The organism is Aeromonas sp. 9A, assembly GCF_963900955.1.
GTDB classification, from domain to species: Bacteria; Pseudomonadota; Gammaproteobacteria; order Enterobacterales; family Aeromonadaceae; genus Aeromonas; species Aeromonas salmonicida.
The window spans coordinates 1444745-1471088 of record NZ_CAWRFG010000001.1 but is presented as its reverse complement, the minus strand read 5'-3'; the positions used below and the strand labels follow the sequence as shown (position 1 = coordinate 1471088).

Genomic DNA, 26344 nt, shown 5'->3' with positions numbered 1-26344 from the left:
ACATGGGGTAGATGAGCGCAGCGCTATCGGCCACCCTGCCTGTTATCTGCCGAGCAGTTCGGCCACCGCATCCGCGGCCTGCACATCGGCGTTGCAGCGAATGCTCTGGTGCAGCCGGGTGAAAGTGGCGATGAGTTCACGGTTGTCGTGTTCCAGCAGCTTGCTGACTTCATCCACCAGATTGTCCGGGGTGCACTCGTGCTGAATAAGCTCCGGCACCAGCATCTGATCGGCCAGCAGATTGGGTAGTGACACATAGGCGGTCTTCACCAGCCGCTGAGCCAGCCAATAGCTGAACGGTTTGAGCTTGTAGCCCACCACCATGGGCTTTTTCACCAGCATGGCTTCCAGCGCAGCGGTACCGGAGGCAAGCAGCACGGCATCGGCAGCTATCATGGCTTCGCGCCCCTGGCCTTCCAGCAACACCATGTCGAGATCCGGCGCCAGCTCGGCCTTGATGGCCATGAACTGCGCCCGTCGCGCCTCGTTGACCAGCGGCACGATAAAGCCGAGATCCGGATAACGTACCGTCAGCCGCTTGCAGGCCTCGAGAAATACCGGTGACATGAAGCCCACCTCGGCGGTGCGACTGCCGGGCAACACGGCCAGCCAGCGTCGGCCCGGGTCAATGCCCAGCGCCTGGCGCACGGCGACCTGGTCCGGTTCGAGCGGGATCGCATCGGCCATGGTGTGACCCACGAACCGGCAAGGGGCAGCGAAGCGATCGTAGAAGGCTTTCTCGAACGGCAGGAAGGCGAGCACCATGTCGGTGGCGGCCTTGATCTTGTGAATGCGGTTCTGACGCCAGGCCCAGACAGAGGGACTGACATAGTGAACCGTCTTGATACCGGCGCGGCGCAGCTTCAGCTCCACCCCGATATTGAAATCCGGTGCATCCACCCCGACGAAGATGTCAGGTGGATTGGCAATGAAATGGCGCAGCAGTTCACGGCGAACCTTGAGGATGCGCGGCAGACGGCCCAGCACCTCTGTGATCCCCATGACGGAGAGCTCTTCCATCTCGAACAGGGCCTTGACGCCGAGGGCCTGCATGCGCGGCCCGGCGATCCCTTCAAACTGCGCATCCGGATAACGGCGCTGCAGCTCGCGCACCAGGCCAGCGGCCAGAATGTCGCCGGAGGTCTCTCCGGCGACGATACCGATGCGAACGGGATCAGGCACGGATGATCCCGCGCTCGTTGTCCTTGAGGAAATCCACGTAGAGCTGGACGGCCGGTTCGGTGGCCGCCATCTCTGTCAGCACGGGCAACACCTCTTCGACTGTCTTGCCGGAGCGGAAGATCTCTTTGTAGGCACGCTTGACGGCGGAGATGGCTTCAGCGCTGAAACCACGGCGACGCAGGCCCTCGGAGTTGACCCCGAACGGCTTGGCGTAATTGCCAGCGGCCATCACGTAGGGCGGCACATCCTTGTTCAGGGCGGCGCAGCCACCGATGAAGGCGTGGGAGCCAACGCGACCGAACTGGTGGATCGCGGAGAGACCGCCGAAGATCACGAAGTCACCTATCACCACGTGGCCCGCCAGGGTCGCGTTGTTGGCGAAGATGCAGTTGTCACCGATGATGCAATCATGGGCAACGTGCACGTTGACCATAAAGAGGTTGCCGCTGCCCACCCTGGTCAGGGATTGATCCTGGATGGTGCCGCGGTGCACAGTGCAGTTCTCGCGAAAGACGTTGTTGTCGCCAATCTCGAGGAAGGTGCGCTCGCCGGCATACTTCTTGTCCTGGCAATCCTCACCGATGGAGGTGTGCTGGAAGATCTTGTTGCCACGGCCTAGTTTGGCCGGCCCCTTGATCACCACATGGGAACCTACCCAGGTGTTGTCGCCGATTTCCACCTCGGCACCGATGACGGAAAAGGGGCCGATTTCAACCCCTTTGCCAATCACCGCAGACTCATGGACGATGGCAGTATCGTGAATGATGGCAGTCTGGTCGATCACGTGTATTAAACCTCGCGTTTGGCGCACATCAGCTCGGCGGTACAAACCACTTCACCGTTGACCGTGGCCACACCGGTGAACTTGGCAATACCGCGACGCTCTTTCAGGAACTCCACGTCGAGCACCAGCTGATCGCCAGGGCCAACCGGACGCTTGAAACGAGCGTTGTCGATGGAGGCAAAGTAATAGAGTTCGTTGGGAGACGGCTTGCCCACCATGGTAAAGGCCAGGATACCGGTGGCCTGCGCCATGGCTTCCAGGATCAGTACGCCGGGAAACACCGGCTTGGCCGGGAAATGTCCCTGGAAGATCGGCTCGTTGAACGAGACATTCTTGATGGCACGCAAGGTTTTGCGCTCATCGCTGATCTCGTAATCGTCGACCCGATCCACCATCAGGAACGGATAACGGTGGGGCAGCAGATCCATGATTTCCTGGATGCCCAGGCTCTTCTTTTCAGTAGTCAAAACAGTACCCTATACCAATCGTGATTATTCTTGATCCAGCTTCTTCTCAAGCTTGCTCAACCGCTTGTGCATCTCTTCGATACGCATCACCCGGGCGGCGGTCTTGCGCCACTCTTTATTGGTTTGCAGAGGGATGCCGGAAGAGTAGACACCGGGCTCGGTAATGGGTCGCATCACCATGGCCATGCCGGTAACGGTGGCCTGATCGCAGATCTCCATGTGCCCGTTAAAGACGGAGGCGCCGCCAATGATACAGTATTTGCCGACCTTGAGACTACCAGCCATCACGGTGGAGCCTGCCACGGCGGTGCCGTAGCCGATCTCGACGTTGTGGGCGATCTGGCACTGGTTGTCGATGATGACGTTATCCGCGATGCGGGTATCTTCCAGCGCGCCGCGGTCTATGGTGGTGCAGGCACCAATCTCGACCCGGTTGCCGATGGTCACGCCACCGAGCTGGGGGATCTTGATCCACTCGCCACGCTCATTGGCATAACCGAACCCATCGGCCCCGATCACTGTGCCGGATTGAACCAGACAGTCGGAACCCATGGTGATGTTGTGATACAGGGTGACGTTGGCCCACAACCGGGAGCGCGCTCCCAGTCGGGTATTCTTGCCAACAAAACAGCCAGGGCCTATGCGTACGTCATCCCCCAGCACGACGCCGGATTCGATCACTGCATTGGCCCCGATAGCCACTCTCTCGCCCAGTTGCACGTCAGCCGCAATGACGGCGCTCGGATGGATATCCGTGGCCGGCTGCGGTGTGGTGTCCAGCAGTTGGGCTACCCGGGCAAACCCCACATAGGGGTCTTTGAGTACCAGGGCATTGGTGGGACAAAATGGCAGATCCGCTTCTGTAATGAGCACGGCCGAGGCCTTGCTCTGCTCCAGATAATGCCGGTACTTTTTATTGGACAGGAAGGTGATATCCCCCTCCCCGGCCTTTTCCAGTGTCGCTACCTTGCGGATTTCCAGGGTTCCGTCGCCATGGATCTCGGCCCCCAGTTGCTGGGCCAGCTGTGCGAGAGTGAATGCCATCAATTAGTTGCTCTTGCTTACCTGAGAAATAACCTGGGCAGAGATGTCCAGCTTGCTGGCGGCATAGGGCGCAGCATTGCGCTCAAGCACCAGATCATAGCCATTGCTCTTGGCGATGGAATCGATGGCAGCCTGTACCTTGGTCAGGATCTTGTTGCGCTCTTCAGACTGACGACGACCGTTGTCCTGCTCAAACGCTTGACGCTTCTGGTTGAACTCCATCTGCAGCTTGGCCAGTTTTTCCTGGTTCTGCTTCTTCTGATCGGCGCTCATGAAGGCTTCATCCTTCTTGAACTTCTCGACCAGTTTCTGACCGTCGGATTCCAGCTTCTGCAGCTCACGCATGCGCGGCTCGAATTCACCTTTCAGCTTCTTGGAAACAGCTTCACGCTGGGGCAGCTTTTGGAATACTTCGCCCATGTCGACCACGGCGATCTTGGTGTCAGCCAAGGCGGAGCCCATGCCGGCAGCCATCAGTGCAAAACTCAAACCAGCTACTTTCAACGCTTTATTCACACTAACTCCTTGTTCCCTCATGTGAGGGCAACCTGATTTACCTGATTATGCAAGTGGTACCCGGACCGACTTGTTACCTGGTGAGGCACGCAAGCTGCGCGTCCCATCATTAAATACCCCCACCGGCTGGGTGGGGGCGCGTCCGTCCTTAGAAGGTACGGCCGATATTGAACGAGAAGAACTCTGTCCTGTCCCCTTCGTACTCCTTGAGCGGACGGGCAATCGCGAACACCAGGGGTCCCATGGGGGAGAGCCATTGCAGCGACAGACCGGCCGAGGCACGGTAGTTGGTCGGGTCCGAATAGTCGGTCAGATAGTTGCAACCACTGAAACAGCGGTTTTGATACTGGGCATAGTCGAAGGTGGTATCCCACACTGAACCAGCATCGATGAAGAAGCTGGTACGCAGCTGAGGCTGATAGGTTTCGGACGCAAACGGCGTCGGTACTATCATCTCGAGGGAGGCCACTGCCAGGGCGTTGCCGCCCACCGAGCTGTCGGTACCCTGAATGACGTCGTTACCGCTCAGGTTGTAGTAGTAGAGCGCCTTCGGACCTACCGTATTGCTCTTGAAGCCACGCAGTGTGTCAAAACCACCGGCGAAGTAGTTCTCGAAGAACGGCAGGACGTGATCATAGCTGCCGTTGCTGCCATAACCGTTGCCGTAAGAGGCGCGAGCCTTGGCCATCAGCACCCACTTGTGGTCCGCATCGAACGGGAAGTAGTGTGCATCTTCGGCGTTCAGCTTGAAGTACTGCAGATCCATGCCGGGCACTGTCACCTTGGCGTTCACACGCTGACGGTCACCCGCGGTTGGGAACATCCCCTTGTTGAGGGTTGAACGGGTCCAGCCGGCGGTGACGTCAACGGTGTTGAACACCATGCGGTTGTCGCCATCCTTGTTCTTGCTGTACACCTTCCAGAACTCGTCCACCTGCAGATAGGGGTTGGGCTGGGACAGTTTGTTGTTCTCGATCCCCAGGCTGAAGTCGAGGCGGTTGTTCTCGTTGACCGGGAAACCACTGGAGAGGCGGAAGCCAATCGTGGTGTTCTCATAGTCGACTATGTTGGCATCGGCCGCACTGAACTGGTTGTAGTAGAGGCGGCCGCCCAGGCTGACACCGTCCACGGTGAAGTAGGGATCGTTGTAGCTGAGGTCGACGCTCTTGGAGTACTTGTTGGTACTGGCGGAGATACCGATCTTCTTGCCGGTACCCATGAAGTTGTCCTGCTGCAGGCCTGCCTGCAGGCTCAGGCCCGATTCGGTACCATAACCCACACCGGCGTTGATGGAGCCAGCTGGCTGCTCCTTGACCTTGAAGTCGAGATCGACCTGGTCATCGCTGCCCGGTACCCGCTTGGTGTCCACTTCCGCGGTTTCAAAGAAGCCGAGACGGTTGAGACGGGTCTTGGACTGCTCGACGCTGTCGGAGGAGAGCCAGGTGCCTTCCATCTGACGCATTTCGCGGCGCAGCACTTCGTCCTGGGTGGTGACGTTGCCGCTGAAGTTGATGTTGCGCACATAGACACGGGGACCCGGCTCTATGTTGACGATCAGCTCCACTTCCTTGGTTTCGTCGTTGACCTGGGGGAAGGTGACCACTTTCGGGTAGGCATAGCCGTAACGACCGAGGAACTTGGAGAGCACCTCTTCGGTGTGAGTTACCTGACTGGCGGAGTAGGTGCTGCCTGCCTCTATGGGGATCAGGCCCTTCATTTCGCCACCACGGTCGATCAAATCGCCCTTGAGCTGGACGCCGGAGACCTTGTACTGATCCCCTTCCTTGACGTTCAGGGTCACGTAGACACCCTTCTTGTCAGGGGTCATGGAAACCTGGGTCGACTCTTGGGCGAAGCGGATATAGCCGCGGTCCATGTAGTAGGAGCGCAGGGTTTCGATGTCGCCGGCCAGTTTCTGTTTCTGGTAACGCTGGTCACCGGTGAAGTTCCACCAGGGCACATCGTCCTTGAGGGAGAGTTGGGCCAGCAGTCGCTCTTCCGGGAAGACGTTGTTGCCAACTATGTTGATCTGCTGGATCTTGGCCGCTTCCCCTTCCACGAAGGTGAACTTGAGGTCGACCCGGTTGCGCGGCAGCGGGGTGACGATGGCCTTGACCTTGGCGGAGTATTTGCCCACGCCGTAGTAGAAATCTTCCAGACCCTTTTCGAGGGAGCTCAGCACGGTACGATCCAGCGGATCACCCACCCGGATGCCGGAGGACTCCAGGCTCTGGGTCAGCTGCTCTTCCTTGATATCCTTGTTGCCTGAAAACTCGATGCTGGAGATGGTCGGCCGCTCCTTGACCGCCACTTGCAACACCTGGCCGTCACGGTAAACCTTCACATCCTCGAAGTTACCGGAGGAGTAGAGCTTTTTGATGGCGTTGGCCAGGGTCACGGAATCGACGGTGTCGCCAACCCGGATCGGCAGGTTCAACAGGGCGGCCCCCAGCGTTACACGCTGCAAGCCGTCGACCTGGATATCTTGCACCACAAAAGAGGCAGGGGCCGCCTGGGCCAGGAAACTGGCACCCAGCAGGCAACTCAACACCAATGCTTTTTTAACAGCCATTTTGTTCTTGTGTGTCCTTGTTGATGCTCTGGCCTCAGAGGCGAGCGAAATCATTAAATAGCGCAATGCCCATCAGTAACATCAGAATGGCGGCGCCGATCCTGAAACCCACTTCCTGAATTTTGTCTGATACCGGCTTGCCGGTGACTGCCTCGATGAGGAAGTAGACCAGATGGCCACCGTCCAGCACCGGCAGGGGAAACAGGTTGATGATCCCCAGGTTGACGCTGATCAGCGCCAGAAAGCCGAGGAAATAGACCAGACCGTAATCGGCACTGCTGCCTGCCCCCTTGGCAATGGAGATGGGACCGCTCAGGTTATCCAGGGAGACGATGCCACCAATCAGCTTGCCAATCATGTCAAAGGTCAGCGTGGTCAGGCTCCAGGTCTTCTGGGCTCCCTGCCACAGGGCCTGCAAAGGCCCATACTGTAACAGAATTCGATACTCATCCGGTAATGGAACCAATTGCGGTGACAAGCCGACAAAACCGACCAGCTGGCCACGCACTTTTTTCACATCCGGAGTCAGGGTCAGGGTCAGTTCACTGCCTGCCCGCTCCACCACGACCTGCAATGGCTGCTCGGGGGACTGCTGGACCTGGTGCACGAACTGGGTCCACTCGGTGACCTCCTGCTCGCCCACCCGCTTGATGCGATCGCCCACCTGCAGGCCGGCTTTTTCACTGGCGCTCGCAGGCACTATGGCCTCGACCACAGGCAGTACCTTGCCGCCGAGGGGCACTATCCCCAGGCTGCCGACGGGGGACTCTTTGTCCGGATCGAAGGTCCAGCTATCCAGCATCAGCGTCTTGTCGACGGCGTAGCTGGCGCCTGGCGCCTTCAGCTTGAGCTGGACGGCCTCATCGCCCAGGTGGCTGATGAGGGCATAGGTCACGCTCTCCCAGTCACCGGTCGCCTTGTCGCCGACACCGACGATCTCCATGCCGGGTTCGATCCCTGCCACCGCCACTATGGAGGCGGGACGCACCTCCCCCACCACGGGTTTGACGGCAGGGACGCCGATCATGAACATCAGCCAGAGGGCAAACAGGGCAAACACGAAGTTCGCCATGGGACCCGCTGCCACTATGGCCATCCGCGTCCAGACACTCTTGTGATTGAAAGCAAATTGCTCATCGCCGGGTTTGAGCTCGTCGACCCGACCATCCAGCATCTTGACGTAACCGCCGAGCGGGATCAGTGCCAGCACATACTCGGTGCCATCCTTGCCCGTCCGGCGCCAAATAGCCTTGCCAAAACCGATGGAGAAGCGCTCGACCTTGACGCCGCAACGGCGGGCCACCCAGAAATGGCCAAATTCATGCACCGCAACCAGCAATCCGAGGGCGATGATAAAAGCACCAATGTTCCACAGCACGCCGCCCATCAGCCGATCACCTCGAAATCACACCCATTCGAATCATCGAAGGAGGCAGTAACAAAGGCAGGTTTGTCATTCCACAGCACAGCACTCATCAGCCAGTTACCTCGATTTCATGCATGGTCCGGTACCCAAAGGCAACGATAAAGGCAGCACAATGCCACGAAATACCACTCATTAGCTAAGCTCCTCAATCAAATTGTGAGCACGGGCACGGGCCGCACCATCCAGCGCAATCAAATCATCCAGTGAACCCACAGGGGAACTCCCCAGCGCCAGCATGGTGGCCTCATTGACTCTGGCAATATCCATAAAACCGATCCGCTCTGCAAGGAAAGCCGCAACGGCCTCTTCATTGGCGGCATTGAGCGCAGTGGTCGCCGCCTGCCCTTGCTGACAGGCACTCATGGCAAGTGCCAGGCAGGGATAACGCTCATAATCGGGCCGGATAAAGCTGAACTCTCCGACACTGAAGAAATCCAAAGGTTCCACTCCGGACTCAACTCGAGCCGGATAAGCCAGGGCGTGCGCTATGGGGGTACACATGTCCGGATTGCCAAGTTGGGCCATCACTGAGCCGTCCTTATACTGCACCATGGAGTGGATCACTGACTGGGGATGGATCACCACCAGGATCTGCTCGGGCGCGGCGTTGAACAACCAGCGCGCCTCTATGTACTCCAGCCCCTTGTTGATCATGGTGGCGGAGTCGACCGAGATCTTGGCCCCCATGGACCAGTTCGGGTGGGCGATGGCCTGGGCCGGCGTGACCTGTGCCAGCGCATGGATGTCGGTATATCGAAACGGACCGCCTGAGCCGGTCAGCAGTATCCTGCTGATGCCCGCCCCCGCCAGATCGCAGTAGCCGGGCTGGCGCTGAATGGCTTCGGGCAGGCACTGAAAAATCGCATTGTGTTCGCTGTCGATGGGCAGCAGCTCGGCGCCATGCTCGCGCACCGCCTCCATGAAGAAGGCCCCGGACATCACCAGCGCCTCCTTGTTGGCCAGCAGGATCCGCTTGCCGGCGCGCACTGCGGCCATGGTCGGTGCCAGACCCGCCGCACCGACGATGGCCGCCATCACGCTGTGTGCATCGGGATGGGCAGCCACCTCGCACAGGGCAGCCTGACCGGACAGTACCCGCGTCGCGCTACCGTGGGTCTTGAGCTGGCCCGCCAGTGCGGTCGCGGCGGCCTCATCCACCATGACGGCGAAACGGGGGGAAAACTCGAGACAGTCCCGCACCATGGCATCCACGCTGCGAGCGGCGGTGAGCGCCAGTACTTGCCAACGCCCGGGATTGCGGCGCAGCACCTTGAGGGTGCTCTGCCCGATGGAGCCGGAAGCCCCCAGGATCACCAGGTTATGCATCAGAACTCCTGACTGAGTAACAGATAACTGAGCAGGAAGACTGGCAGGGCCGCGGTCAGGCTGTCGATCCGGTCGAGGATACCACCATGACCGGGCAATAGAGTGCCAGAATCCTTGATGCCTGCCTCCCGCTTGAACATGCTCTCGGTGAGATCGCCGAGCACGGAAGCCAGCACGGCCAGCAAGGAGCAGAACAGCACTATCGCCATCTTGGCGGGTACAAAGCCCATGAACCAGGTCACACCGACCGCCAGCAGGCTGGCGGTAAAGAGACCACCGCACATGCCTTCGATGGTTTTACCCGGGCTGACGGCCGGCGCCAGCTTGTGTTTGCCAAAGGCCTTGCCGAAAAAATACGCGCCAGAATCTGCCGCCCAGACCAGCCCCATGACGAACAACAGGATCCAGGCCCCCATCATGGGGTCGTGATAGAAGTTGTAACCACGAATGGCCACCAGGGACCAGAAGAAGGGCACCAGGGTCACCAGACCAAACAGGGATTTGAGCCAGATGGACTCTTTCCACAGCCTGGCGCTCCGGGGATAGCGCAATACCAGCAGCAGCCCCAGCAGCCACCAGCTGACGGCGGTCCAGAGCACGCCCATCACCAGCGGATGCAGATGGGGGGTCCAGAGCTGATCGACCGGCAGCCAGAACAGGCTGGCACCGAGCAACAGACAGAACACCAGCGGCAACCATTGCTGCGGCTGGGCAGAGACGAAGCCACTCCACTCGCGGCTGGCCAACAGAAACACCAGAGCTGCCAACAGGGCAAAGAATTTCAACGGCAGGAAAAATAGCGCTCCCAATACCAGGGGAACAAGCAGTAATGCGGTAATAATTCGTTGTTTTAGCAAAAGAAACCTCTCTCTTGGGAGGGGATTTAGCCGGTCTGATGCTCGGCGATCAATTCCCGTATCTGTTCACCCGTACACCCGAAGCGACGCTCGCGGGCAACGAAAGAGGCAACGGCCTCACTGAACTCGGCCTCGTTGAAATCGGGCCACAATACCGGGGTAAAATAGAGCTCGGCATAGGCGAGCTGCCATAACACAAAATTGCTGATGCGATGATCGCCGCCGGTCCGGATCAGCAGATCCACAGGTGGTAAATCCGCCATGCAGACCTGCTCGGCCAGCAGGGACTCATCGATGGCATCGGCATCCAGCTCGCCTGCCGCCACGGCTCGGGCCAGCTTGCGGGCCGCCTGGGCGATATCCCACTGACCACCGTAATTGGCAGCAATGTTGAGGGTCAGCCCCTTGTTGTCTGCAGTCAAAGCCTCGGCCTTGGCGATCCTGGCCTGCAAGCGCTCGCTGAAACGGGCGGTATCGCCGATCACCTTGAGCCGGATCCCGTTGCTGTGCAGTTGCTTGACCTCGCGGCCCAGCACTGTCATGAAGAGTTCCATCAGGGCACTGACCTCCCCTTCCGGACGCCGCCAGTTCTCGCTGGAGAACGCAAACAGGGTCAACGCCTCTATCTTGGCGCGCGCGGCAAACGTCACCGCCTCACGAACAGACTTCACGCCCGCCTTATGGCCATAGACCCGCATCTTGCCACGGTTCTGAGCCCAGCGCCCGTTGCCATCCATGATGATGGCCACATGACGAGGCAAGGACGAATTGGCACAATCACCTAACGCTGCCAAAAGCGACATTCATTTCTCCCACAAAGACAAAAGCGCCGTGCAGGGGCACTACACGGCGCTCGTAATATACCTGTCAGAGGCTTAGATTTCCATTAGCTCCTTTTCCTTCGCGGCCAGGGCGTCATCCACCAGCTTGATGAAGGAATCGGTGAGTTTCTGGATCTCTTCCTGGGCACGACGGTCATCGTCTTCGGAGATTTCTTTGTCTTTGAGCAGTGCTTTCAGATCGGCGTTGGCATCACGACGGATGTTGCGCACGGCCACACGGGCACCTTCCGCTTCAGCACGGACGATCTTGGTCAGATCGCGGCGACGCTCTTCGGTCAGAGGCGGCAGGGGCACACGCAGGGTCTGACCGTTGCTGGACGGATTCAGGCCCAGATCGGAGGTCAGGATGGCCTTTTCTACCGCCTGGATCATGGAACGGTCAAAAATGGAGATGGACAGGGTGCGGGCATCTTCTGCCACCACGTTGGCCAACTGTTTCAGAGGAGTGGCAGCACCGTAATACTCAACCTGGATACCGTCGAGCAGGCTCGGGTGAGCACGGCCGGTACGGATCTTGGACATCTGGGTCTTGAGCGACTCTACGCTCTTGGCCATACGGTCCTTGGCGTCGTTTTTAATCTCGTTGATCACAGTGGTTTTCCTTTTGGCGAACGAGCCATCACGCGGCTCGTGTCTATCATATTTATCTTATTTGCCGATGTGGTGGATCAGCGTGCCTTCCGGCTCACCCATGATAACCCGACGCAATGCACCCGGTTTGTTCATGTTGAACACGCGGATCGGCAGATCGTGGTCACGGGCCAGAGTAAAGGCTGCAAGATCCATCACCTTGAGCTCTTTTTCAAGCACTTCGTTGTAGCTGAGCTCATGATACAGCACGGCGTCCGGATTCTTAACCGGATCCTCGTTGAATACGCCATCGACCTTGGTCGCCTTGAGCACAACATCGGCTTCGATCTCGATGCCACGCAGGCAGGCTGCAGAATCGGTGGTAAAGAAGGGGTTGCCGGTACCGGCAGAGAAAATCACCACTTTGCCGGCGCGCAGCTGGCTGATGGCCTCGGCCCAGCTATAGGAATCGCAAACACCCTGCAGGGAGATGGCAGACATCAGACGGGCATTCACATAAGCACGATGCAGGGCATCACGCATGGCCAGACCGTTCATCACGGTAGCCAACATACCCATGTGGTCGCCCACCACGCGGTTCATGCCCGCTTTGGCAAGACCGGCACCACGGAACAAGTTGCCGCCACCGATGACCAGACCGACCTGAACACCCAACTCAACCAGTTCCTTGATCTCTTGGGCCATCCGCTCCAGCACAGCTGGATCAATGCCAAAACCCTCGGATCCTTGCAGGGCTTCACCACTCAACTTCAGAAGAACACGTCTGTATGCAGGCTTGGGATTGGTACTCATGTCACTGATTCCTGGTCATATAAAGACCGCGACATAAGTCGCGGTCTGGGGAAACGGAAAAACCGGTTCGATTAGGCCTTCTGAGCGGCCGCGATTTGGGCTGCTACTTCAGCAGCGAAATCGGTCTCTTGCTTCTCGATGCCTTCGCCCACTTCGAAACGGGTGAAGGAGACAACGTCAGCGCCTTCTTTCTTCAGCAGCTCGGCAACGGTCATGGAAGGATCCTTCACGAACGGCTGACCAGTCAGGGAAACCTCACCGGTGAACTTCTTCATGCGGCCTTCAACCATCTTCTCGGCGATCTCTTTCGGCTTGCCGGAGTTGATGGCGATGTCGATCTGAATTTCGCGCTCTTTGGCAACGACTTCAGCAGACACGTCTTCAGGCTTGACGAACTGCGGGCTGTTGGCAGCAACGTGCATGGCCAAATCTTTGGCCAGCTCGGCAGTACCACCGGTCAGCTTGGTGATAACACCAATGCGGGAACCGTGAACGTAGGTGCCCAGGTTGTCACCTTCAACCAGCATCACGCGACGCAGGTTCATGTTCTCACCGATCTTGGCGATCAGGTTGGTGATGGTCAGTTCGACGGACTCACCGTTACCGAAGTCAGCCGCTTTCAGTGCGTCAACGTCAGCAATTTTCTGGGTCGCAGCGATATCGGCGATCTTCTGGCCCATTGCCATGAAGCTGGCATCTTTGGCGACGAAGTCGGTTTCGCTGTTCAGCTCGATCATGACGGCAACGTTGCCTTCGGTACGAGCAAAGATCACGCCTTCAGCAGCGATACGGCCTGCTTTCTTGGCGGCCTTGGCCTGACCGGATTTACGCATGTTCTCGATTGCCAGCTCGATATCACCAGCGGCTTCTTCCAGCGCTTTTTTGCAATCCATCATGCCAGCGGCAGTGCGCTCGCGCAGTTCTTTTACCAGGGCGGCAGTAACGTTAGCCATGTCCAGTATCCTCGGTCTTGAATTGACAAGAAACAGGGGCCACAAGGGCCCCTGCTAACCAATTACATCAGCTTGGTTAATAAGGGCTTTACAGTCCTTATCAATTACTCAGCTTCAACGAAGCCATCTTGTTCAGCTTGAACAACGATGTCCTGAGCGCGAGCTTCCAGTACGGTGTCAGCAGCAGCATTCAGGTACAGCTGTACGGCACGGATAGCATCGTCGTTACCCGGGATGACGTAATCAACGCCGTCCGGGTTGGAGTTGGTATCAACGATGGAAACTACCGGGATACCCAGGTTGTTGGCTTCTTTGATAGCAATGTGCTCATGGTCGGCATCGACAACGAACAGCACGTCAGGCAGGCCGCCCATGTTCTTGATACCACCCAGGCTCTTCTCGAGCTTGTCCATTTCGCGAGTACGCATCAGCGCCTCTTTCTTGGTCAGCTTTTCGAAGGTACCGTCCTGGCTCTGGGTTTCCAGATCTTTCAGACGCTTGATGGACTGACGAACGGTTTTCCAGTTGGTCAGCATGCCACCCAACCAGCGGTGGTTGACATAGAACTGGTCACAACGACCGGCGGCATCTTTTACGGCTTCAGACGCGGCACGCTTGGTACCTACGAACAGTACCTTGCCTTTCTTGGCAGCTACGGAGCTGATGAAGTTCATGGCATCGTCAAACATCGGAACGGTTTTTTCCAAGTTGATGATGTGAACCTTGCTGCGGGCACCGAAGATGTAGGACTTCATTTTCGGGTTCCAGTAACGAGTCTGGTGACCGAAGTGAACGCCGGCTTGCAGCATGTCGCGCATAGAAACTTTAGCCATTATATACCTCTGTATTGGGGTTAGGCCTCCACACATCCCATGTAACCGACCCCAAAGGGGCACCCCGGTACAGGTGTCGATGTGTGTGTGTTATTGATTAAGGGTGATGAAATGGTGGACGCAAGTTCCCCATTCCGGCGCGCTTTATACCATACCTTTGCTCAGGACACCACCGACCACAGTGCTAAAAATGGATCCCTGCGCGCAATGCTGACCAGAGGATTTGACGTTGTGATGACAATCACACTGGAAGTAAACGGGGGTTGGGGATAAAATTTTGGCCTGATTGCAAACGCATCTATTTTTCATTACCTGATTGTTGGGCATCGACAGGATGCGCAGTCAGGCCCCAAGAGAGATCCCATGTCCATTAAAATCAAGACACCGGAAGAGATTGAAAAGATGCGCGTTGCCGGCCAGCTGGCCGCCGATGTGCTGATCATGATAGCCCCCCACGTCAAGGCAGGCGTCACCACAGATGAGCTGAACACCCTGTGCCACGACTATATTGTCGACGTACAGCAGGCTATTCCGGCTCCGCTCAACTACCACGGCTTCCCCAAGTCCATCTGCACCTCGGTGAACGACGTGATTTGCCATGGCATCCCCAACCACAAGAAATTGCGCGAAGGGGACATCATCAACCTGGACATCACAGTCATCAAGGATGGCTACCACGGCGATACCTCCGCCATGTTCATCGTGGGTGAGACCACACCGCTGCGTCGCCAGCTGTGCAAGGTCGCCCAGGAGAGCCTCTACGCTGCCATCAAGCAGGTGCGCCCCGGCATGTGCATCACAGAGATAGGCGCCCTGATCCAGCCCATCGTCGAGAAGGCCGGTTTCTCCGTGGTGCGTGACTACTGTGGCCACGGCATCGGCAGCGAATTCCACGAGGAGCCGCAAATCCTGCACTACCGCAATGGCGGCAAGCTGGAGCTCAAAGCGGGCATGTGCTTCACCATAGAGCCCATGGTCAACAGCAAGAAGTATCACTGCCGCATCAACCCGAAAGATGGCTGGACAGTGACCACCAAGGATGGCGGCGATTCCGCCCAGTGGGAACACACACTGCTGGTGACCGACGATGGCTGCGAGGTGCTTACCCTGCGCCCCGATGACACTATCGACCGCTATATCAAACACGGTTAACATCAAAAACCCCGGCGCCGAAGCGAGAAGGCACCGGGGTTTGTTTTTATCAGCCGCTGTGTATGCGTGCGACAAGAGCGTGAGATGCCATGGATGCCAGCCTGCTTTCCCCCCATCTGTTACCCGACGATCAGCTCACCCGCGAGAACTGCAAAGAGTATCTGGGCCGCTTTCTCGGCTGGTTGCACGCCCGTTTCGATGCCGGCGACAACATCATAGAGCTGGTTGCGACCCGTTCCGAATACATGGATGCGCTGCTGACCCGACTGTGGCAAAAATTTGGCTTCGACAAGACAGATCTCAGCCTGATAGCCGTCGGCGGCTATGGCCGTGGAGAGTTGCATCCCCACTCCGACATAGACCTGCTCATCCTCTATGAAGGGGAGGAGCTGGACGAGGTACTGGGACTGCGCATCGGTGAATTCATTACCCTGCTGTGGGATCTCAAGCTGGAGGTGGGTCAGGCGGTACGCAACGTGGCCGAGTGCATCGAGCAAGGCCGCGCCGACATCACGGTCGCCACCAACCTCATAGAGGCTCGTTTCATCACAGGCCGCAAAGCCGGTTTCGAGCAGCTCACCCTGGCCACGCGTCCCGAGCGCTTCTGGCCGAGCGAACAGTTCTTTCAGGCCAAGCGCGAAGAGCAGGCCCTGCGCCACCAGCAATTTCTTGGCACTGCCTACAAGCTGGAGCCCGACCTCAAGAGCAACCCTGGCGGACTGAGAGACATTCAGACCCTGGCCTGGGTCGCCCGCCGCCACTTCGGCGCCACCACATTGTTCGAGATGACCAGCCACGGCTTTCTCAACCGGGCGGAGTACCGTGAACTGCTCGATTGTCAGAACTTCCTGTGGAAGGTGCGCTTCGCCCTGCACATGGCGATCAACAAGGGTGACAACCGGCTGCTGTTCGACCGCCAGCGTACCGTGGCCCAGATGCTGGGGTTCGAGGGGGAAGGCAACAGCCCGGTCGAGCAGATGATGAAGCGCTTCTACCAAACAGTGCGGCGAGTCTCCGAGCTCAACGAGATGCTGCTGCAGCTGTTTGACGAGGCGATCCTCGGCAACACCGCCATGGACGTGCGTCGTCTCTGCGACGAGTTCCAGCTGCGTGGCCGCCTCATCGATGCGGTGGACTCAGAGCTGTTTGGCCGTGAGCCCGCGGCCATACTGCGGCTCTTCTACCAGATAGCCCAGCATCCCGAGATTGCCGGCATTCACTCCGCCACCTTGCGCCAGCTGCGCGAGGCGAGGCGCAAACTCAATTGCTGGCTGCAGGATTTGCCCGATTGCCGCCGCCTCTTCATGGCGCTGCTGCGCCACCCCAACGGCATCGGCCAGCCCCTCACCTTGATGCACAAGTACGGCATACTGGCGGCCTACCTGCCCCAGTGGAACCTCATCGTCGGCCAGATGCAGTTCGACATGTTCCACGCCTATACGGTCGATGAGCACACCCACAGGCTGCTCAAGAACATTCACCAGTTTCCCAATCCGGCCAGCCGCCAGACCCACCCGCTCTGCCACGAGGTGTTTACCCGGCTGCGCAAGCCGGAACTGCTCAGCATAGCGGCCCTGTTCCACGACATCGCCAAGGGGCGCCGCGGGGACCACTCAGAGCTAGGCGCCGTGGACGCGCTGGAGTTCTGCCAGCTGCATGGCCTGGATCGCTACGAGAGCCGACTGGTGGCCTGGCTGGTGCGCCACCATCTGCTGATGTCGGTCACCGCCCAGCGCCGCGACATCTACGACCCGGACGTGGTCACCAACTTCGCCCAGAAGGTGCGCGACGAGCAGCACCTCGACCTTATCTATTGCCTGACGGTGGCCGATATCTGCGCCACCAACGACACCCTCTGGAACGACTGGAAAGGCACCCTGCTGCGCGAACTCTATTTCGCCACCCAGAAAGCCCTGCGTCAGGGGCTGGAAAACCCGCCCGACATGCGACTGCGCATTCGTGAGAACCAGCGCCAGGCCAAGCAAATTCTGGCCCAGCGGGATGTGCCGGAAGAGGCCATCAACCAGCTGTGGAGCGACTTCAAGGCCGACTACTTCCTGCGCCACACCCCTGAGCAGATCGCCTGGCATTGCCGCAAGATCATCGAGCACGGCGACAATCCGGCGCCGCTGGTGATCATCGGCAAGCACCCGACCCGGGGTGGCAGCGAGGTCTTTATCTACTGCCGCGACACACCGAATCTGTTTGCCACCGTAGCCTCGGCACTGGATCAGAAAAACCTCAACATCCACGATGCCCAGATCATGAATTCCCGCAGCGACTATGTGCTGGATACCTTCGTGGTGCTGGAGCCCAGCGGCGAGCCCATCAGCCCCAACCGCACAGCCACCATCAGAAAGGCGCTGGAGAAGGCCCTGCAGGAACCGGGCAAGCTGGTGCTGCGCAACAAGCCGCTGTCGCGGCGCCACCGTCAGTTCAGCGTGCCGACCCGGGTGGTGTTTCTGCCCCACAAGGGCGAAACCCGTCACACCCTGCTGGAGCTGACGGCACTGGATACCCCTGGCCTGCTGGCTCGTATCGGCGCCGTGTTCCAGCAGTGTGGCCTCTCCCTGCACGCGGCCAAGATCACCACCATAGGCGAGCGAGTGGAGGACTTTTTCAGCCTCACCACACTGGCGGGGGAGCCGCTGAACCAGGCCGAACAGCTGGCGCTGGAGGATCGACTGGTGAGCCAGCTCAACCCGCAGGAATCGGCGGATGAAGCCCCTGACGGCGAGCCGCTGACAGGCCTCACAAGGCGCCTTTCCTCATCCTGATTCTTCAAATAGAACAAGTGGTTGGGCCACCTGAGTATAATAAATCGTCATTCTCCTGAAGAAATCGGCTTGAGCCCTTAAAAACAATTGGAAAAGTGTGATACAACAAACCGAATTTTTTAAAGGAAACCTGTCATGACCGAGTTGCAACAGATCATCGAAGCGGCCTTCGAGCGCCGTGATTCCATCACTCCCGGCTCCGTCGATGCCGCCACCAAGTCCGCCATCCTGCAGACCATAGAGCTGCTGGACGCCGGCAAGGCCCGTGTCGCCGAGAAGATTGCCGGCGAGTGGGTGGTACACCAGTGGTTGAAGAAGGCGGTACTGCTCTACTTCCGCATCAATGACAACGGCATCATCAAGGGCGACGATGCCCAGTACTACGACAAGGTTCCTCTCAAGTTCTCCGACTACACCGCCGAGCAGTTCAAGGAAGCGGGTGTGCGTGTGGTGCCGCCTGCGACGGCTCGCAAAGGCTCCTTCATCGCCCCCAATACAGTGCTGATGCCTTCCTACGTCAACATAGGCGCCTTCGTCGATGAAGGCACCATGGTCGATACCTGGGCCACTGTGGGCTCCTGCGCCCAGATCGGCAAGAACGTGCACCTCTCAGGCGGCGTCGGCATCGGCGGCGTGCTGGAGCCTTTGCAGGCCAACCCGACCATCATCGAAGACAACTGCTTCATCGGTGCCCGCTCCGAAGTGGTTGAAGGGGTTATCGTCGAGGAAGGTTCCGTCATCTCCATGGGCGTCTTCATCGGCCAGTCCACCCGCATCTATGATCGCGAAACCGGCGAAATTCACTACGGCCGCGTGCCGGCGGGTTCAGTGGTCGTTTCTGGCTCCCTGCCCTCCAAGTGTGGCAAGTACAGTCTCTACGCCGCCGTCATCGTCAAGAAGGTGGATGCCAAGACCCGTGCAAAGGTCGGCATCAATGCACTGCTGCGTTCCATCGACGAGTAATACCTCTCACCATTGAGAGCAAGGGCGCCTGATGGCGCCCTTTTGATTTTGGCGCCCCTGTCACAGGCAAGCCACATCGACTCGGTTAAGATAGATTGGTCAGGATCGTTTCAAACCGAGGAAGCCCGATGTACGAGAATCTGAAGAGCCTGGGGATCCAGGAACCCACCTCAGTGGACAGCTATACCCTGCGCCAGGAAGCCAATCACGACATCCTCAAGATCTACTTCAAGAAGCAGAAGGGCGAGTTCTTCGCCAAGAGTGTCAAATTCAAATACCCTCGCCAGCGCAAGACCATGCTGGTCGACTCGGGTACTCATGAGTACAAGGATGTCACCGAGATCAACGCCAATCTCAAGTACGTGGTGGATGAGTTGGACAACCTGACTCAGGGCGTACATATCCAGGCAGACCCGGATATCAAACAGAAGATACTGCGTGACCTGCGCCATCTGGAAAAAGTGGTGCAGAACAAGATCAGCGAAATAGAGCGGGATCTGGAAAAACTGTAAGCCAGCACCAACAACAAGGGCGCCTATCAGGCGCCTTTTTTTGGCTTGAATACGTGTCACACCACTGGCTCATGACGCAGGTATCAGGTGTTGGCACCTCACGCCTGCACACTGCACCCTTGAAGCACTTTTCGATACAGCAAGCCAAGATATCTGAATATTCCTTATCCAGGCTCTTTACCAGATCAAAAAGCAGCCAGCAAAAAGGGAGGCTTTCGCCTCCCTTTTCGGAACTCTGAAATCCAGGCAACAGGATTAGTTGCTCTTCATCCAGATATCCATGTCGGTTTTCAGGTTGTCGGACTTGGTACCGAAGATGGCTTGAACACCGGAGCCAGAGACTACCACACCGGCAGCACCCAGTTTCTTCAGACCAGCCTGGTCAACCTTGGCCACATCCTTCACGCCAACACGCAGGCGGGTGATGCAAGCATCCAGAGAGGCAATGTTCTCTTTACCACCGAAGGCAGTCACCAGAGCTTCAGACATGCCGTCCTTGCTTTGGCTGACAGTCTCTTCAGCAGTCTCGTCTTCACGACCCGGGGTTTTCAGGTTCATGGCACGGATAACGAAGCTGAAGACCACGTAGTAGATACCAGCGTAAACCAGACCCAGACCTACCAGCAGCAGCATGTTGTCGGCACGGGGTGATTGAACCACGAAGTCGATGAAGCCGTTGGAGAAGGTATGGCCATGTACAACGCCCAGCATGTTGGTCAGCACATAAGCCAGACCAGCCAGTACGGCGTGGATGGCGTACAGTACCGGAGCGATGAACAGGAAGGAGAATTCAATCGGTTCGGTGATACCGGTCAGGAAAGAGGTCAGGGCAGCGGAGGCCATGATACCAACAATCTTGGCGCGGTTTTCCGGCTTGGCAGCGTGGGCAATGGCAAACGCAGCAGCAGGCAGACCGAACATCTTGAACAGGTAACCACCAGCCAGCTGACCGAAGCCGTTACCGGCAGCGCGGGAAGCGTCATCAGCGGTCAGGAAGCAGGTCATGATACCGTGGACAGTTTCACCGGCACCGTTGACACAGGTACCCGCCTGATAGAAGAAAGGCACGTTCCAGATGTGGTGCAGACCGAACGGGATCAGGGAGCGCTCAACCACACCGTAGATACCGAAGGCCAGTACCGGGTTCTGGTTGGCAGCCCAGTCAGAGAAGGCACCGATGGCAGAGCCAACTGGCGGCCAAATCACGGACAGGATCACACCCAGACCGATGGAAACGAAACCTGTGATGATGGGCACAGCACGTTTGCCAGCGAAGAAGCCCAGGTACTCAGGCAGCTGGATCTTGTAGAAACGGTTGAACGCCCAGGCGGCGACACCACCGGCGAGGATACCGCCCAGAACACCCGTGTCGATCTTGTCAACACCCATCACTGGCGCCATGACTGACAGGGTGGCGGTCATGATGCCGTAGCCAACGATGGCTGACAGACCGGATACACCGTCGTTATTGGTAAAGCCAAGGGCAACACCCACCGCGAACAACAGAGCCATCTGGCCAAATACCGAGCCACCGGCCTGTTCCATCAAATGGGAAACAATTTCTGGCAACCAGCTGAAGTTTGCAGCACCGACACCAAGCAGGATACCTGCGACTGGCAATACGGAGACGGGCAACATCAGCGATTTACCAACCTTTTGCAGATTAGAAAACGCATTTTTCATCATGTGTGTATGCTCCTGAATGGATTGTCTTCCCGTAAACGGTTCAGTCCAATTGATAGACGATCACCAGCATCATCTTTCATTGGGGTGAATTCGATTGGGGTTGTTTATTTTGACCAGCTGAATATAACCCAGCAGATCGGAAATTTCTTCCATCAGGCACAAGGGAATAAAAATTTTGGAGGGGAGATCACAAGATAATTTCGGGGGGAATTACAGATTAATCAGGAATATATTTCGGCATTGTCATTGTATGACATAAATATGAAAAGTGCTGTTTCGCATTGTATTTTAACCAATCAAACCAATACACAAGGAAACGCATTGTAACTCAATGTAACAATTTGCTGTTTTTTCTATTTTAGTCTACCGATTAAAAAGGCCTCCAACAAGGGAGGCCTCAAATAAATATTACAATTTAAAGGCTGGAAAATACTCAGCCTTTTTGCGAACGTTTGACCGCATCAATAAAAATGGATTTAGCCTTGGTTGAACCGGCACGCTCGGCTTCACTGACCAGTTGCATGGCCTTGTCGATATCACCGGCTTTCACCGCTTTCTCAATCTGGGACTGATAGAAGGCTTCGGTCTCGGTCAACATGGCGGGCACGGGTTTGGCAGCAACCGCAGTTGCCGTCACCGCACTGGCAGCCACTGCGGCAGTTGCTGACGCGGCCTGGCTCATCGCAACCTTGTCTGCGTACTCGGGTTTGAACACAGCCTCAAGGCCCTGTCCCTTGGCCATATCGACCACCTCGATCTGTACCAGCCCCCATGGTGAATGCGGGATCACGGGATCCGGCACTGCTGGCTCAACCGTTTGGTTGGCACGGGCGAAGGCTTTCGCCGGGTGCAATATGGTGGTACTGCCCGCCAGCTCGCTGGCCGGGGCATAGACAATCATATAGGTTTCGGCAGCCGGGTTGCCCGGCATGCTGCGATCGACAAAGATATTGCCTTCAATCCGATCGTTATTCAGCAGGTGGGCTGGCTGGTAGCTGAACACTGACTCACCCAGCACCCGTGTCACCTTGAACTGGGCATCCAGCATGATCACTTGCGGCACCAGTACCGTCTTGCTGACCTGAGATGCGACCTTGATGGCCAGGTTGCCTGTGTTGGCTGGCAGGCGATAAGCCGCAAAGTAGCTCATCCCCTCGTCAAACTGAAAACTGGGTTGCTTGCCGTCGAGGGCCAGCAGGGTATCGCCTTCCGGCAAGGTCACATAGTTGAAGTCGTTGAAAGCATTGCAGCAGCTGGTCGCCTGTGAAAGCGCCTGCTTGGCCTGTTCGGCATTGCTCAGAATGGATGCGTGATCCTGCATGGGGACCACCATGCTACCGGAACAACCGGCCAACAGCGCAGTAACCACGGCTGCGATAGACATCTTTACCAGTTTCATTCTTCTTATCTCCATAACCCGGTTGCCGTTACCCGGCGAAACAAAACTGCCCCCATACGGGGGCAGTGACTAACTTAACTGAAAGAAGTGCTTACCACCAAGCTTCCGCTTGAACACCAACCTGATAGGTGTCTTTGGAGGTACCGCTTTCGAAGACTTTCTTGTCTTCGTCGTTGGCCAGGTAGGAGGCGAACACACGGATTTCAGGACGGGCCCAGAAGCTGGAGCCGGCGGACCAGGCTTGAGCCAGAGTCAGCTTGTAGCCAGAGTCATCTTCAGAAGTACCGTTGGTGGACTTGTTCTTGTCCTTGAAGTAGCCGCCTTCGAAGATGGTCTTGTTGAAGTCATCCCACTTGTACATGGGGCGAACAACGGCTGACATGGCTTCCCACTTGTCGTTGCCATCCCACATATCGTTGCCTACACCGTAGACCAGCTGGTGGCCCATCTCCCAAGAGTTACCCATGGGGACAACACCCCAGTTGATCAAACGGTAACCATCAGCGCCGTCTTTGGCTTCGGCACCGTACCAGGATCCATCACCGTAGAAGGCCATGGTCTTGGAATAACCTTCAGTACCGTATTGCAGCACAGTTTTGTTAAAGCCACCCAGAATGCCGGCGGTCAGTTCGGCAGTCAGCATGACGCCGTCTTTCATATTGTTGTTTTTCAGCGGTTTCTGAGCTTCGGTCTCGTTAACCAGCGCATAGTCTACGCCCAGTTCCAGAGAAGCCTCGCTCCACAGCGGGATACCGGCATAACGCAGGTCCAGTGTGTTGACGTTCAGATCTTCGTTCTTCTGGTAAGTCGGATCGCCGTTGCCATCTACACCAGTCTGGGTGTACTGACCAAACACATCGGCCGCGCTGCGGTCGTTGCGAACCCAAGCGAAGGAGATCTTGCCAGGACCGGCCTGGATGCCTTCGATACCGGCACCGGCACCGGAGATGTTCCAGTAGTAGAAGTCAGAGATATGGACATCGTGACGTTGGTAGTAACGCTTACCGGCCCACAGGGTGGCTTCCGGCGCGAAGCCCAGCAGACCTTTGGCCTGTACGTTGAACTGGCGCAGGGCGAAATCGGAGTCGCCATTGCACTGTTTGGCATCGAAGTTACAAACGGTACCGGTACCTTCCCAGTCGTTTGAACCGTTGGAAGCCATGGCAAACATGGAGTCAACGTAGAAAGTCTTGCCATCCTTGTTGAATACTTCCTGACCCAGCTGAACTTCGCCATAGGTATCATTTTCGTTACCCAGACGGCCAACTTTGTTCACGTTGTATTTAACCATGTCTCCGTCACCGGAAACGCCTACACCTGAACGGAAGTAGCCGTGGAAATCAACGGCGAAGGCGGCTTGGGAAGCCAGGGCTGCGGTTACTGCTGCAGCGATCGGGAGCCACTTTGCTTTCATTTTCATTTTCCTTATTCCCGCTGAGAGGAGTGTGATCCTGATATTCAAGTTCTTATCACCTAGAAAAACGTTTCGGTGATAACCGGGATGGATTATAGGTAGCCAATTTCGAGACAAACATGAGCTGATTCACAAAATGGCGACAAATCGCCCACCACCACTGCCAATGGGGTTAAACGAAGATTAAAGACCAATAATTAGCAATAAATCACCCTTAAAACATCAAAAATCGCTCAAAAAAAATCTTGAAAACGCTATCATCAATTAATTCGCTTCGAGCATTAAGGTGAAAAATGTCAATTCAATGACAAAAACATGACTGAAATCGCTTTCAATGCGGAACTTTTAATTTTCCTGCATGTCGGTCAGGACTGGAATAAAAGCTCAAATACATGATTGGGTGACAGGAAAATAATCGGCGGAATGGTGGAAAATAGACTCAACTGGCAGGCATGAAACGTAGAAATAAACATCCCCGTGGTCGAACCCATCGGGGATGAATAAAAAATGACGAGGGAATGGCCCTAGAGTTTATTTTCCCAGCCGGTGAGCCAGGCCAATGCCACCTTTTCCGGTTCATCATCAACGGCGGCATCTATCTCAAGGCGGGGTAATAGTGCACTCGCTCCCAATTCCTGCAACAAGCCGTCGAGCTGACGACCAGCACCGCAAAAGTGTTCGTAGCTGCTGTCCCCCATGGCGATAAGGACATAACGCCAGCCTTTCATATAGGGAGCCCGATCCGTCAGGGCGGCGGCCAAGGGTTGCAGGTTGGGCGGAATATCGCCCTGCCCCGTGGTGGCGGTGATCAGCAGCAGAAAGCGGGAGGCATCTATGTCTTCCAGCACGGCCTCATCGAAAATCTGACATACATGTCCGGCTTGCTGCAGATGTTCAGCCAGCGTCTCGGCCACCAGCATGGCTGAGCCATAGACGGTTCCCACTACAAGATCTATCTGAGCCATAACGGATTCCTTTGACGAGTATGGCTTCACAGCATGCCACAGCGCCGTCAAAGGCAACACCCTGTCAGGATGAAGGAATAGAGGGGATGATCAGTAGTCACTTTCACTGCCAGGCCAGCCCAGCTTGGCGAACAGCTGCAACAGATCAGGACCCAGCGGCGCCTGGATCCGCATCGGGACCTTGAGGATCGGGTGCTCGAAGCTGAGAGTACGAGCTACCAGCAGCAGGCGTTCGCAGCCGAAGTGTTCACGAAAGAAGCGATTGTGGCGACCATCACCATGAGTGGTATCGCCCACTATTGGGTGGAAAAGATGTTCCATATGGCGGCGCAACTGATGCTTGCGACCGGTTTTCGGGAACAACTTGACCAGACTATAGCGACTGGTAGGGTGCTTCTTGGAAACTGCATGGGGCAGTTCGACCTGATGCAGGCAACGAAATGCCGTTACCGCCTCCTGGGCCGGGCGATCAGGATTGCTCATGGCATCGGCGATCTTGTCCAGCTGCTCCTTGAGGGGGTAGTCGATCACCCCCTGCTCCGGGGCCCAGCCCCGCACCAGCGCAAGATACTCCTTGTGTACCTGCCGGGCGGCAAAGGCCTCTGTCAGGATACGGGCAACGGCAGGATCCAGAGCAAACAGCAGCACGCCCGAGGTGGGGCGGTCGAGACGATGCACGGGGTAGACATGGCGGCCTCCGATCAGATCCCGGGTCATCTGCATGGCGAACCGGGTCTCGGCCTTGTCGAGCCAGCTGCGGTGCACCAGCAGACCGGAGGGTTTGTTGACCGCTACCAACCAATCATCCTGATAGAGCAGAGTCAGTTTCATTGCAGCACCACGTCGTCATCCGGCTGCGTCTCTCTCTGAAAGCGCAAGGTCAAACTCATTTTTCCACCACTTTACCGGTCAGCAGCAGATCGAAGCGACCGATGAGACGCAACAGGCTCGCCATCTCGGCCAGCTCGTTCTTGTAGACCTCGCTCGCCATGGGATAGAGGGAGACGCTGGTAGGCAAGGGGGCTTGCAGCATGACAAGCTGCTCCATGCGCGGGATCAGCACGAATTGCAGCCACTGATCAAAGTTCAGGGTATCGACACAGAACGGCAGCTCGCTCGCCAGAGCCTCTTTGCCAGGATGCTCGTCTTGCCAGCGCCCCAGGCGCTGCAACTCGGCAGTGAGTTCACCCAGCAGGCCGGCTACCAGCAGATATTGATTCATCTCGTTCTCTTCCTCTTACTGCGATACCGGCCTGACGCTCCTCTGCATGGCAGATAACGGCTGGCCGGG

24 protein-coding genes are annotated in these 26344 nt (G+C 57.1%); 4 read left to right on the top strand and 20 right to left on the bottom strand.

Annotation, left to right across the window (positions count from 1 at the left end):
* Positions 1-42: 42 nt before the first annotated feature.
* The 14 genes from lpxB to rpsB form a co-directional block, all read right to left on the bottom strand.
* A complete protein-coding gene (gene lpxB, locus AACX78_RS07190; RefSeq protein WP_159165781.1) occupies positions 43-1182 on the bottom strand; it encodes a lipid-A-disaccharide synthase in 1140 nt (379 codons plus the stop codon).
* A complete protein-coding gene (gene lpxA / locus AACX78_RS07185) occupies positions 1175-1966 on the bottom strand; it encodes an acyl-ACP--UDP-N-acetylglucosamine O-acyltransferase (protein WP_021139730.1) in 792 nt (263 codons plus the stop codon). The genes lpxB and lpxA overlap by 8 nt, the downstream gene beginning before the upstream one ends.
* Positions 1967-1971: 5 nt before the next feature.
* Positions 1972-2433, bottom strand: coding sequence for a 3-hydroxyacyl-ACP dehydratase FabZ (fabZ, locus tag AACX78_RS07180; protein WP_005312091.1), 462 nt, complete (start codon positions 2431-2433; stop codon positions 1972-1974).
* Positions 2434-2457: 24 nt separating this feature from the next.
* The gene (gene lpxD / locus AACX78_RS07175; protein ID WP_042467152.1) at positions 2458-3477 is read right to left on the bottom strand and encodes a UDP-3-O-(3-hydroxymyristoyl)glucosamine N-acyltransferase; all 1020 of its coding nucleotides are present in this window, start codon (positions 3475-3477) and stop codon (positions 2458-2460) included.
* A 3-nt stretch (positions 3478-3480) separates the two neighbouring features.
* Positions 3481-3993: an OmpH family outer membrane protein gene (locus tag AACX78_RS07170; RefSeq protein WP_034523884.1), complete on the bottom strand. Its 513-nt coding sequence runs from the start codon at positions 3991-3993 to the stop codon at positions 3481-3483.
* 148 nt (positions 3994-4141) lie between these two features.
* On the bottom strand, positions 4142-6565 hold the full coding sequence (gene bamA, locus AACX78_RS07165) for an outer membrane protein assembly factor BamA (protein WP_159165780.1): 2424 nt from the start codon (positions 6563-6565) through the stop codon (positions 4142-4144).
* A 34-nt stretch (positions 6566-6599) separates the two neighbouring features.
* Positions 6600-7952 (bottom strand): sigma E protease regulator RseP, encoded by a 1353-nt coding sequence (rseP, locus tag AACX78_RS07160; RefSeq protein WP_159165779.1) that lies wholly within the window; start codon positions 7950-7952, stop codon positions 6600-6602.
* A 171-nt stretch (positions 7953-8123) separates the two neighbouring features.
* Positions 8124-9317 carry a 1-deoxy-D-xylulose-5-phosphate reductoisomerase gene (gene ispC / locus AACX78_RS07155; protein ID WP_159165778.1) on the bottom strand — a complete coding sequence of 398 codons (1194 nt, stop codon included), beginning with the start codon at positions 9315-9317 and terminating at the stop codon, positions 8124-8126.
* Positions 9317-10174, bottom strand: coding sequence for a phosphatidate cytidylyltransferase (locus AACX78_RS07150; protein WP_059112121.1), 858 nt, complete (start codon positions 10172-10174; stop codon positions 9317-9319). Before AACX78_RS07150 ends, ispC begins: the two co-directional genes overlap by 1 nt.
* A gap of 26 nt (positions 10175-10200) precedes the next feature.
* Positions 10201-10977, bottom strand: coding sequence for a polyprenyl diphosphate synthase (gene uppS, locus AACX78_RS07145; RefSeq protein ID WP_005312081.1), 777 nt, complete (start codon positions 10975-10977; stop codon positions 10201-10203).
* Positions 10978-11049: 72 nt separating this feature from the next.
* On the bottom strand, positions 11050-11607 hold the full coding sequence (gene frr, locus AACX78_RS07140; protein WP_005312078.1) for a ribosome recycling factor: 558 nt from the start codon (positions 11605-11607) through the stop codon (positions 11050-11052).
* A gap of 57 nt (positions 11608-11664) precedes the next feature.
* On the bottom strand, positions 11665-12399 hold the full coding sequence (gene pyrH / locus AACX78_RS07135; protein ID WP_005312076.1) for a UMP kinase: 735 nt from the start codon (positions 12397-12399) through the stop codon (positions 11665-11667).
* A gap of 71 nt (positions 12400-12470) precedes the next feature.
* Positions 12471-13352: a translation elongation factor Ts gene (gene tsf, locus AACX78_RS07130; protein ID WP_021139738.1), complete on the bottom strand. Its 882-nt coding sequence runs from the start codon at positions 13350-13352 to the stop codon at positions 12471-12473.
* A 104-nt stretch (positions 13353-13456) separates the two neighbouring features.
* Positions 13457-14185, bottom strand: a complete 729-nt coding sequence (gene rpsB, locus AACX78_RS07125; protein ID WP_005312073.1) for a 30S ribosomal protein S2 — start codon at positions 14183-14185, stop codon at positions 13457-13459.
* Between the two features lie 363 nt (positions 14186-14548).
* On the opposite strand from rpsB, the gene map reads away from it, so the two are divergent.
* The 4 genes from map to AACX78_RS07105 all read left to right on the top strand — a co-directional run bounded on the left by map (position 14549) and on the right by AACX78_RS07105 (position 19589).
* Positions 14549-15337, top strand: a complete 789-nt coding sequence (gene map, locus AACX78_RS07120) for a type I methionyl aminopeptidase (protein WP_111589309.1) — start codon at positions 14549-14551, stop codon at positions 15335-15337.
* 89 nt (positions 15338-15426) lie between these two features.
* Positions 15427-18114: a bifunctional uridylyltransferase/uridylyl-removing protein GlnD gene (gene glnD / locus AACX78_RS07115; protein WP_159165777.1), complete on the top strand. Its 2688-nt coding sequence runs from the start codon at positions 15427-15429 to the stop codon at positions 18112-18114.
* Positions 18115-18249: 135 nt separating this feature from the next.
* Positions 18250-19077: a 2,3,4,5-tetrahydropyridine-2,6-dicarboxylate N-succinyltransferase gene (gene dapD, locus AACX78_RS07110; RefSeq protein WP_096118003.1), complete on the top strand. Its 828-nt coding sequence runs from the start codon at positions 18250-18252 to the stop codon at positions 19075-19077.
* Positions 19078-19205: 128 nt separating this feature from the next.
* Positions 19206-19589, top strand: a complete 384-nt coding sequence (locus tag AACX78_RS07105; RefSeq protein WP_005312064.1) for a DUF3461 family protein — start codon at positions 19206-19208, stop codon at positions 19587-19589.
* Positions 19590-19844: 255 nt separating this feature from the next.
* On the opposite strand, the gene ptsG is transcribed toward AACX78_RS07105, so the two are convergent.
* From ptsG to AACX78_RS07075, 6 genes are all read right to left on the bottom strand, one after another.
* Positions 19845-21275 carry a PTS glucose transporter subunit IIBC gene (gene ptsG / locus AACX78_RS07100; protein WP_005312062.1) on the bottom strand — a complete coding sequence of 477 codons (1431 nt, stop codon included), beginning with the start codon at positions 21273-21275 and terminating at the stop codon, positions 19845-19847.
* A 433-nt stretch (positions 21276-21708) separates the two neighbouring features.
* Positions 21709-22674, bottom strand: coding sequence for a MalM family protein (locus tag AACX78_RS07095; RefSeq protein WP_201302805.1), 966 nt, complete (start codon positions 22672-22674; stop codon positions 21709-21711).
* 91 nt (positions 22675-22765) lie between these two features.
* Positions 22766-24088, bottom strand: a complete 1323-nt coding sequence (locus AACX78_RS07090; RefSeq protein ID WP_169046619.1) for a maltoporin — start codon at positions 24086-24088, stop codon at positions 22766-22768.
* Positions 24089-24612: 524 nt separating this feature from the next.
* Positions 24613-25053, bottom strand: coding sequence for a flavodoxin (locus AACX78_RS07085; RefSeq protein ID WP_021139346.1), 441 nt, complete (start codon positions 25051-25053; stop codon positions 24613-24615).
* Positions 25054-25143: 90 nt separating this feature from the next.
* Positions 25144-25884: a tRNA pseudouridine(65) synthase TruC gene (gene truC, locus AACX78_RS07080; RefSeq protein WP_021139347.1), complete on the bottom strand. Its 741-nt coding sequence runs from the start codon at positions 25882-25884 to the stop codon at positions 25144-25146.
* 55 nt (positions 25885-25939) lie between these two features.
* Positions 25940-26275 (bottom strand): YqcC family protein, encoded by a 336-nt coding sequence (locus AACX78_RS07075; protein ID WP_159165775.1) that lies wholly within the window; start codon positions 26273-26275, stop codon positions 25940-25942.
* Between the last annotated feature and the right edge of the window lie 69 nt (positions 26276-26344).

Excerpts from the sequence above, each read along its gene's own strand:
- map (WP_111589309.1), top strand. The coding sequence starts at position 14,549 with ATGTCCATTAAAATCAAGACACCGGAAGAGATTGAAAAGATGCGCGTT.
- dapD (WP_096118003.1), top strand. The coding sequence starts at position 18,250 with ATGACCGAGTTGCAACAGATCATCGAAGCGGCCTTCGAGCGCCGTGAT.
- truC (WP_021139347.1), bottom strand. The coding sequence starts at position 25,884 with ATGAAACTGACTCTGCTCTATCAGGATGATTGGTTGGTAGCGGTCAAC.
- AACX78_RS07105 (WP_005312064.1), top strand. The coding sequence starts at position 19,206 with ATGTACGAGAATCTGAAGAGCCTGGGGATCCAGGAACCCACCTCAGTG.
- AACX78_RS07090 (WP_169046619.1), bottom strand. The coding sequence starts at position 24,088 with ATGAAAGCAAAGTGGCTCCCGATCGCTGCAGCAGTAACCGCAGCCCTG.
- tsf (WP_021139738.1), bottom strand. The coding sequence starts at position 13,352 with ATGGCTAACGTTACTGCCGCCCTGGTAAAAGAACTGCGCGAGCGCACT.
- bamA (WP_159165780.1), bottom strand. The coding sequence starts at position 6,565 with ATGGCTGTTAAAAAAGCATTGGTGTTGAGTTGCCTGCTGGGTGCCAGT.
- AACX78_RS07085 (WP_021139346.1), bottom strand. The coding sequence starts at position 25,053 with ATGGCTCAGATAGATCTTGTAGTGGGAACCGTCTATGGCTCAGCCATG.
- rseP (WP_159165779.1), bottom strand. The coding sequence starts at position 7,952 with ATGGGCGGCGTGCTGTGGAACATTGGTGCTTTTATCATCGCCCTCGGA.
- rpsB (WP_005312073.1), bottom strand. The coding sequence starts at position 14,185 with ATGGCTAAAGTTTCTATGCGCGACATGCTGCAAGCCGGCGTTCACTTC.
- pyrH (WP_005312076.1), bottom strand. The coding sequence starts at position 12,399 with ATGAGTACCAATCCCAAGCCTGCATACAGACGTGTTCTTCTGAAGTTG.
- uppS (WP_005312081.1), bottom strand. The coding sequence starts at position 10,977 with ATGTCGCTTTTGGCAGCGTTAGGTGATTGTGCCAATTCGTCCTTGCCT.
- glnD (WP_159165777.1), top strand. The coding sequence starts at position 15,427 with ATGGATGCCAGCCTGCTTTCCCCCCATCTGTTACCCGACGATCAGCTC.
- lpxD (WP_042467152.1), bottom strand. The coding sequence starts at position 3,477 with ATGGCATTCACTCTCGCACAGCTGGCCCAGCAACTGGGGGCCGAGATC.
- AACX78_RS07075 (WP_159165775.1), bottom strand. The coding sequence starts at position 26,275 with ATGAATCAATATCTGCTGGTAGCCGGCCTGCTGGGTGAACTCACTGCC.
- ispC (WP_159165778.1), bottom strand. The coding sequence starts at position 9,317 with ATGCATAACCTGGTGATCCTGGGGGCTTCCGGCTCCATCGGGCAGAGC.
- ptsG (WP_005312062.1), bottom strand. The coding sequence starts at position 21,275 with ATGATGAAAAATGCGTTTTCTAATCTGCAAAAGGTTGGTAAATCGCTG.
- AACX78_RS07095 (WP_201302805.1), bottom strand. The coding sequence starts at position 22,674 with ATGAAACTGGTAAAGATGTCTATCGCAGCCGTGGTTACTGCGCTGTTG.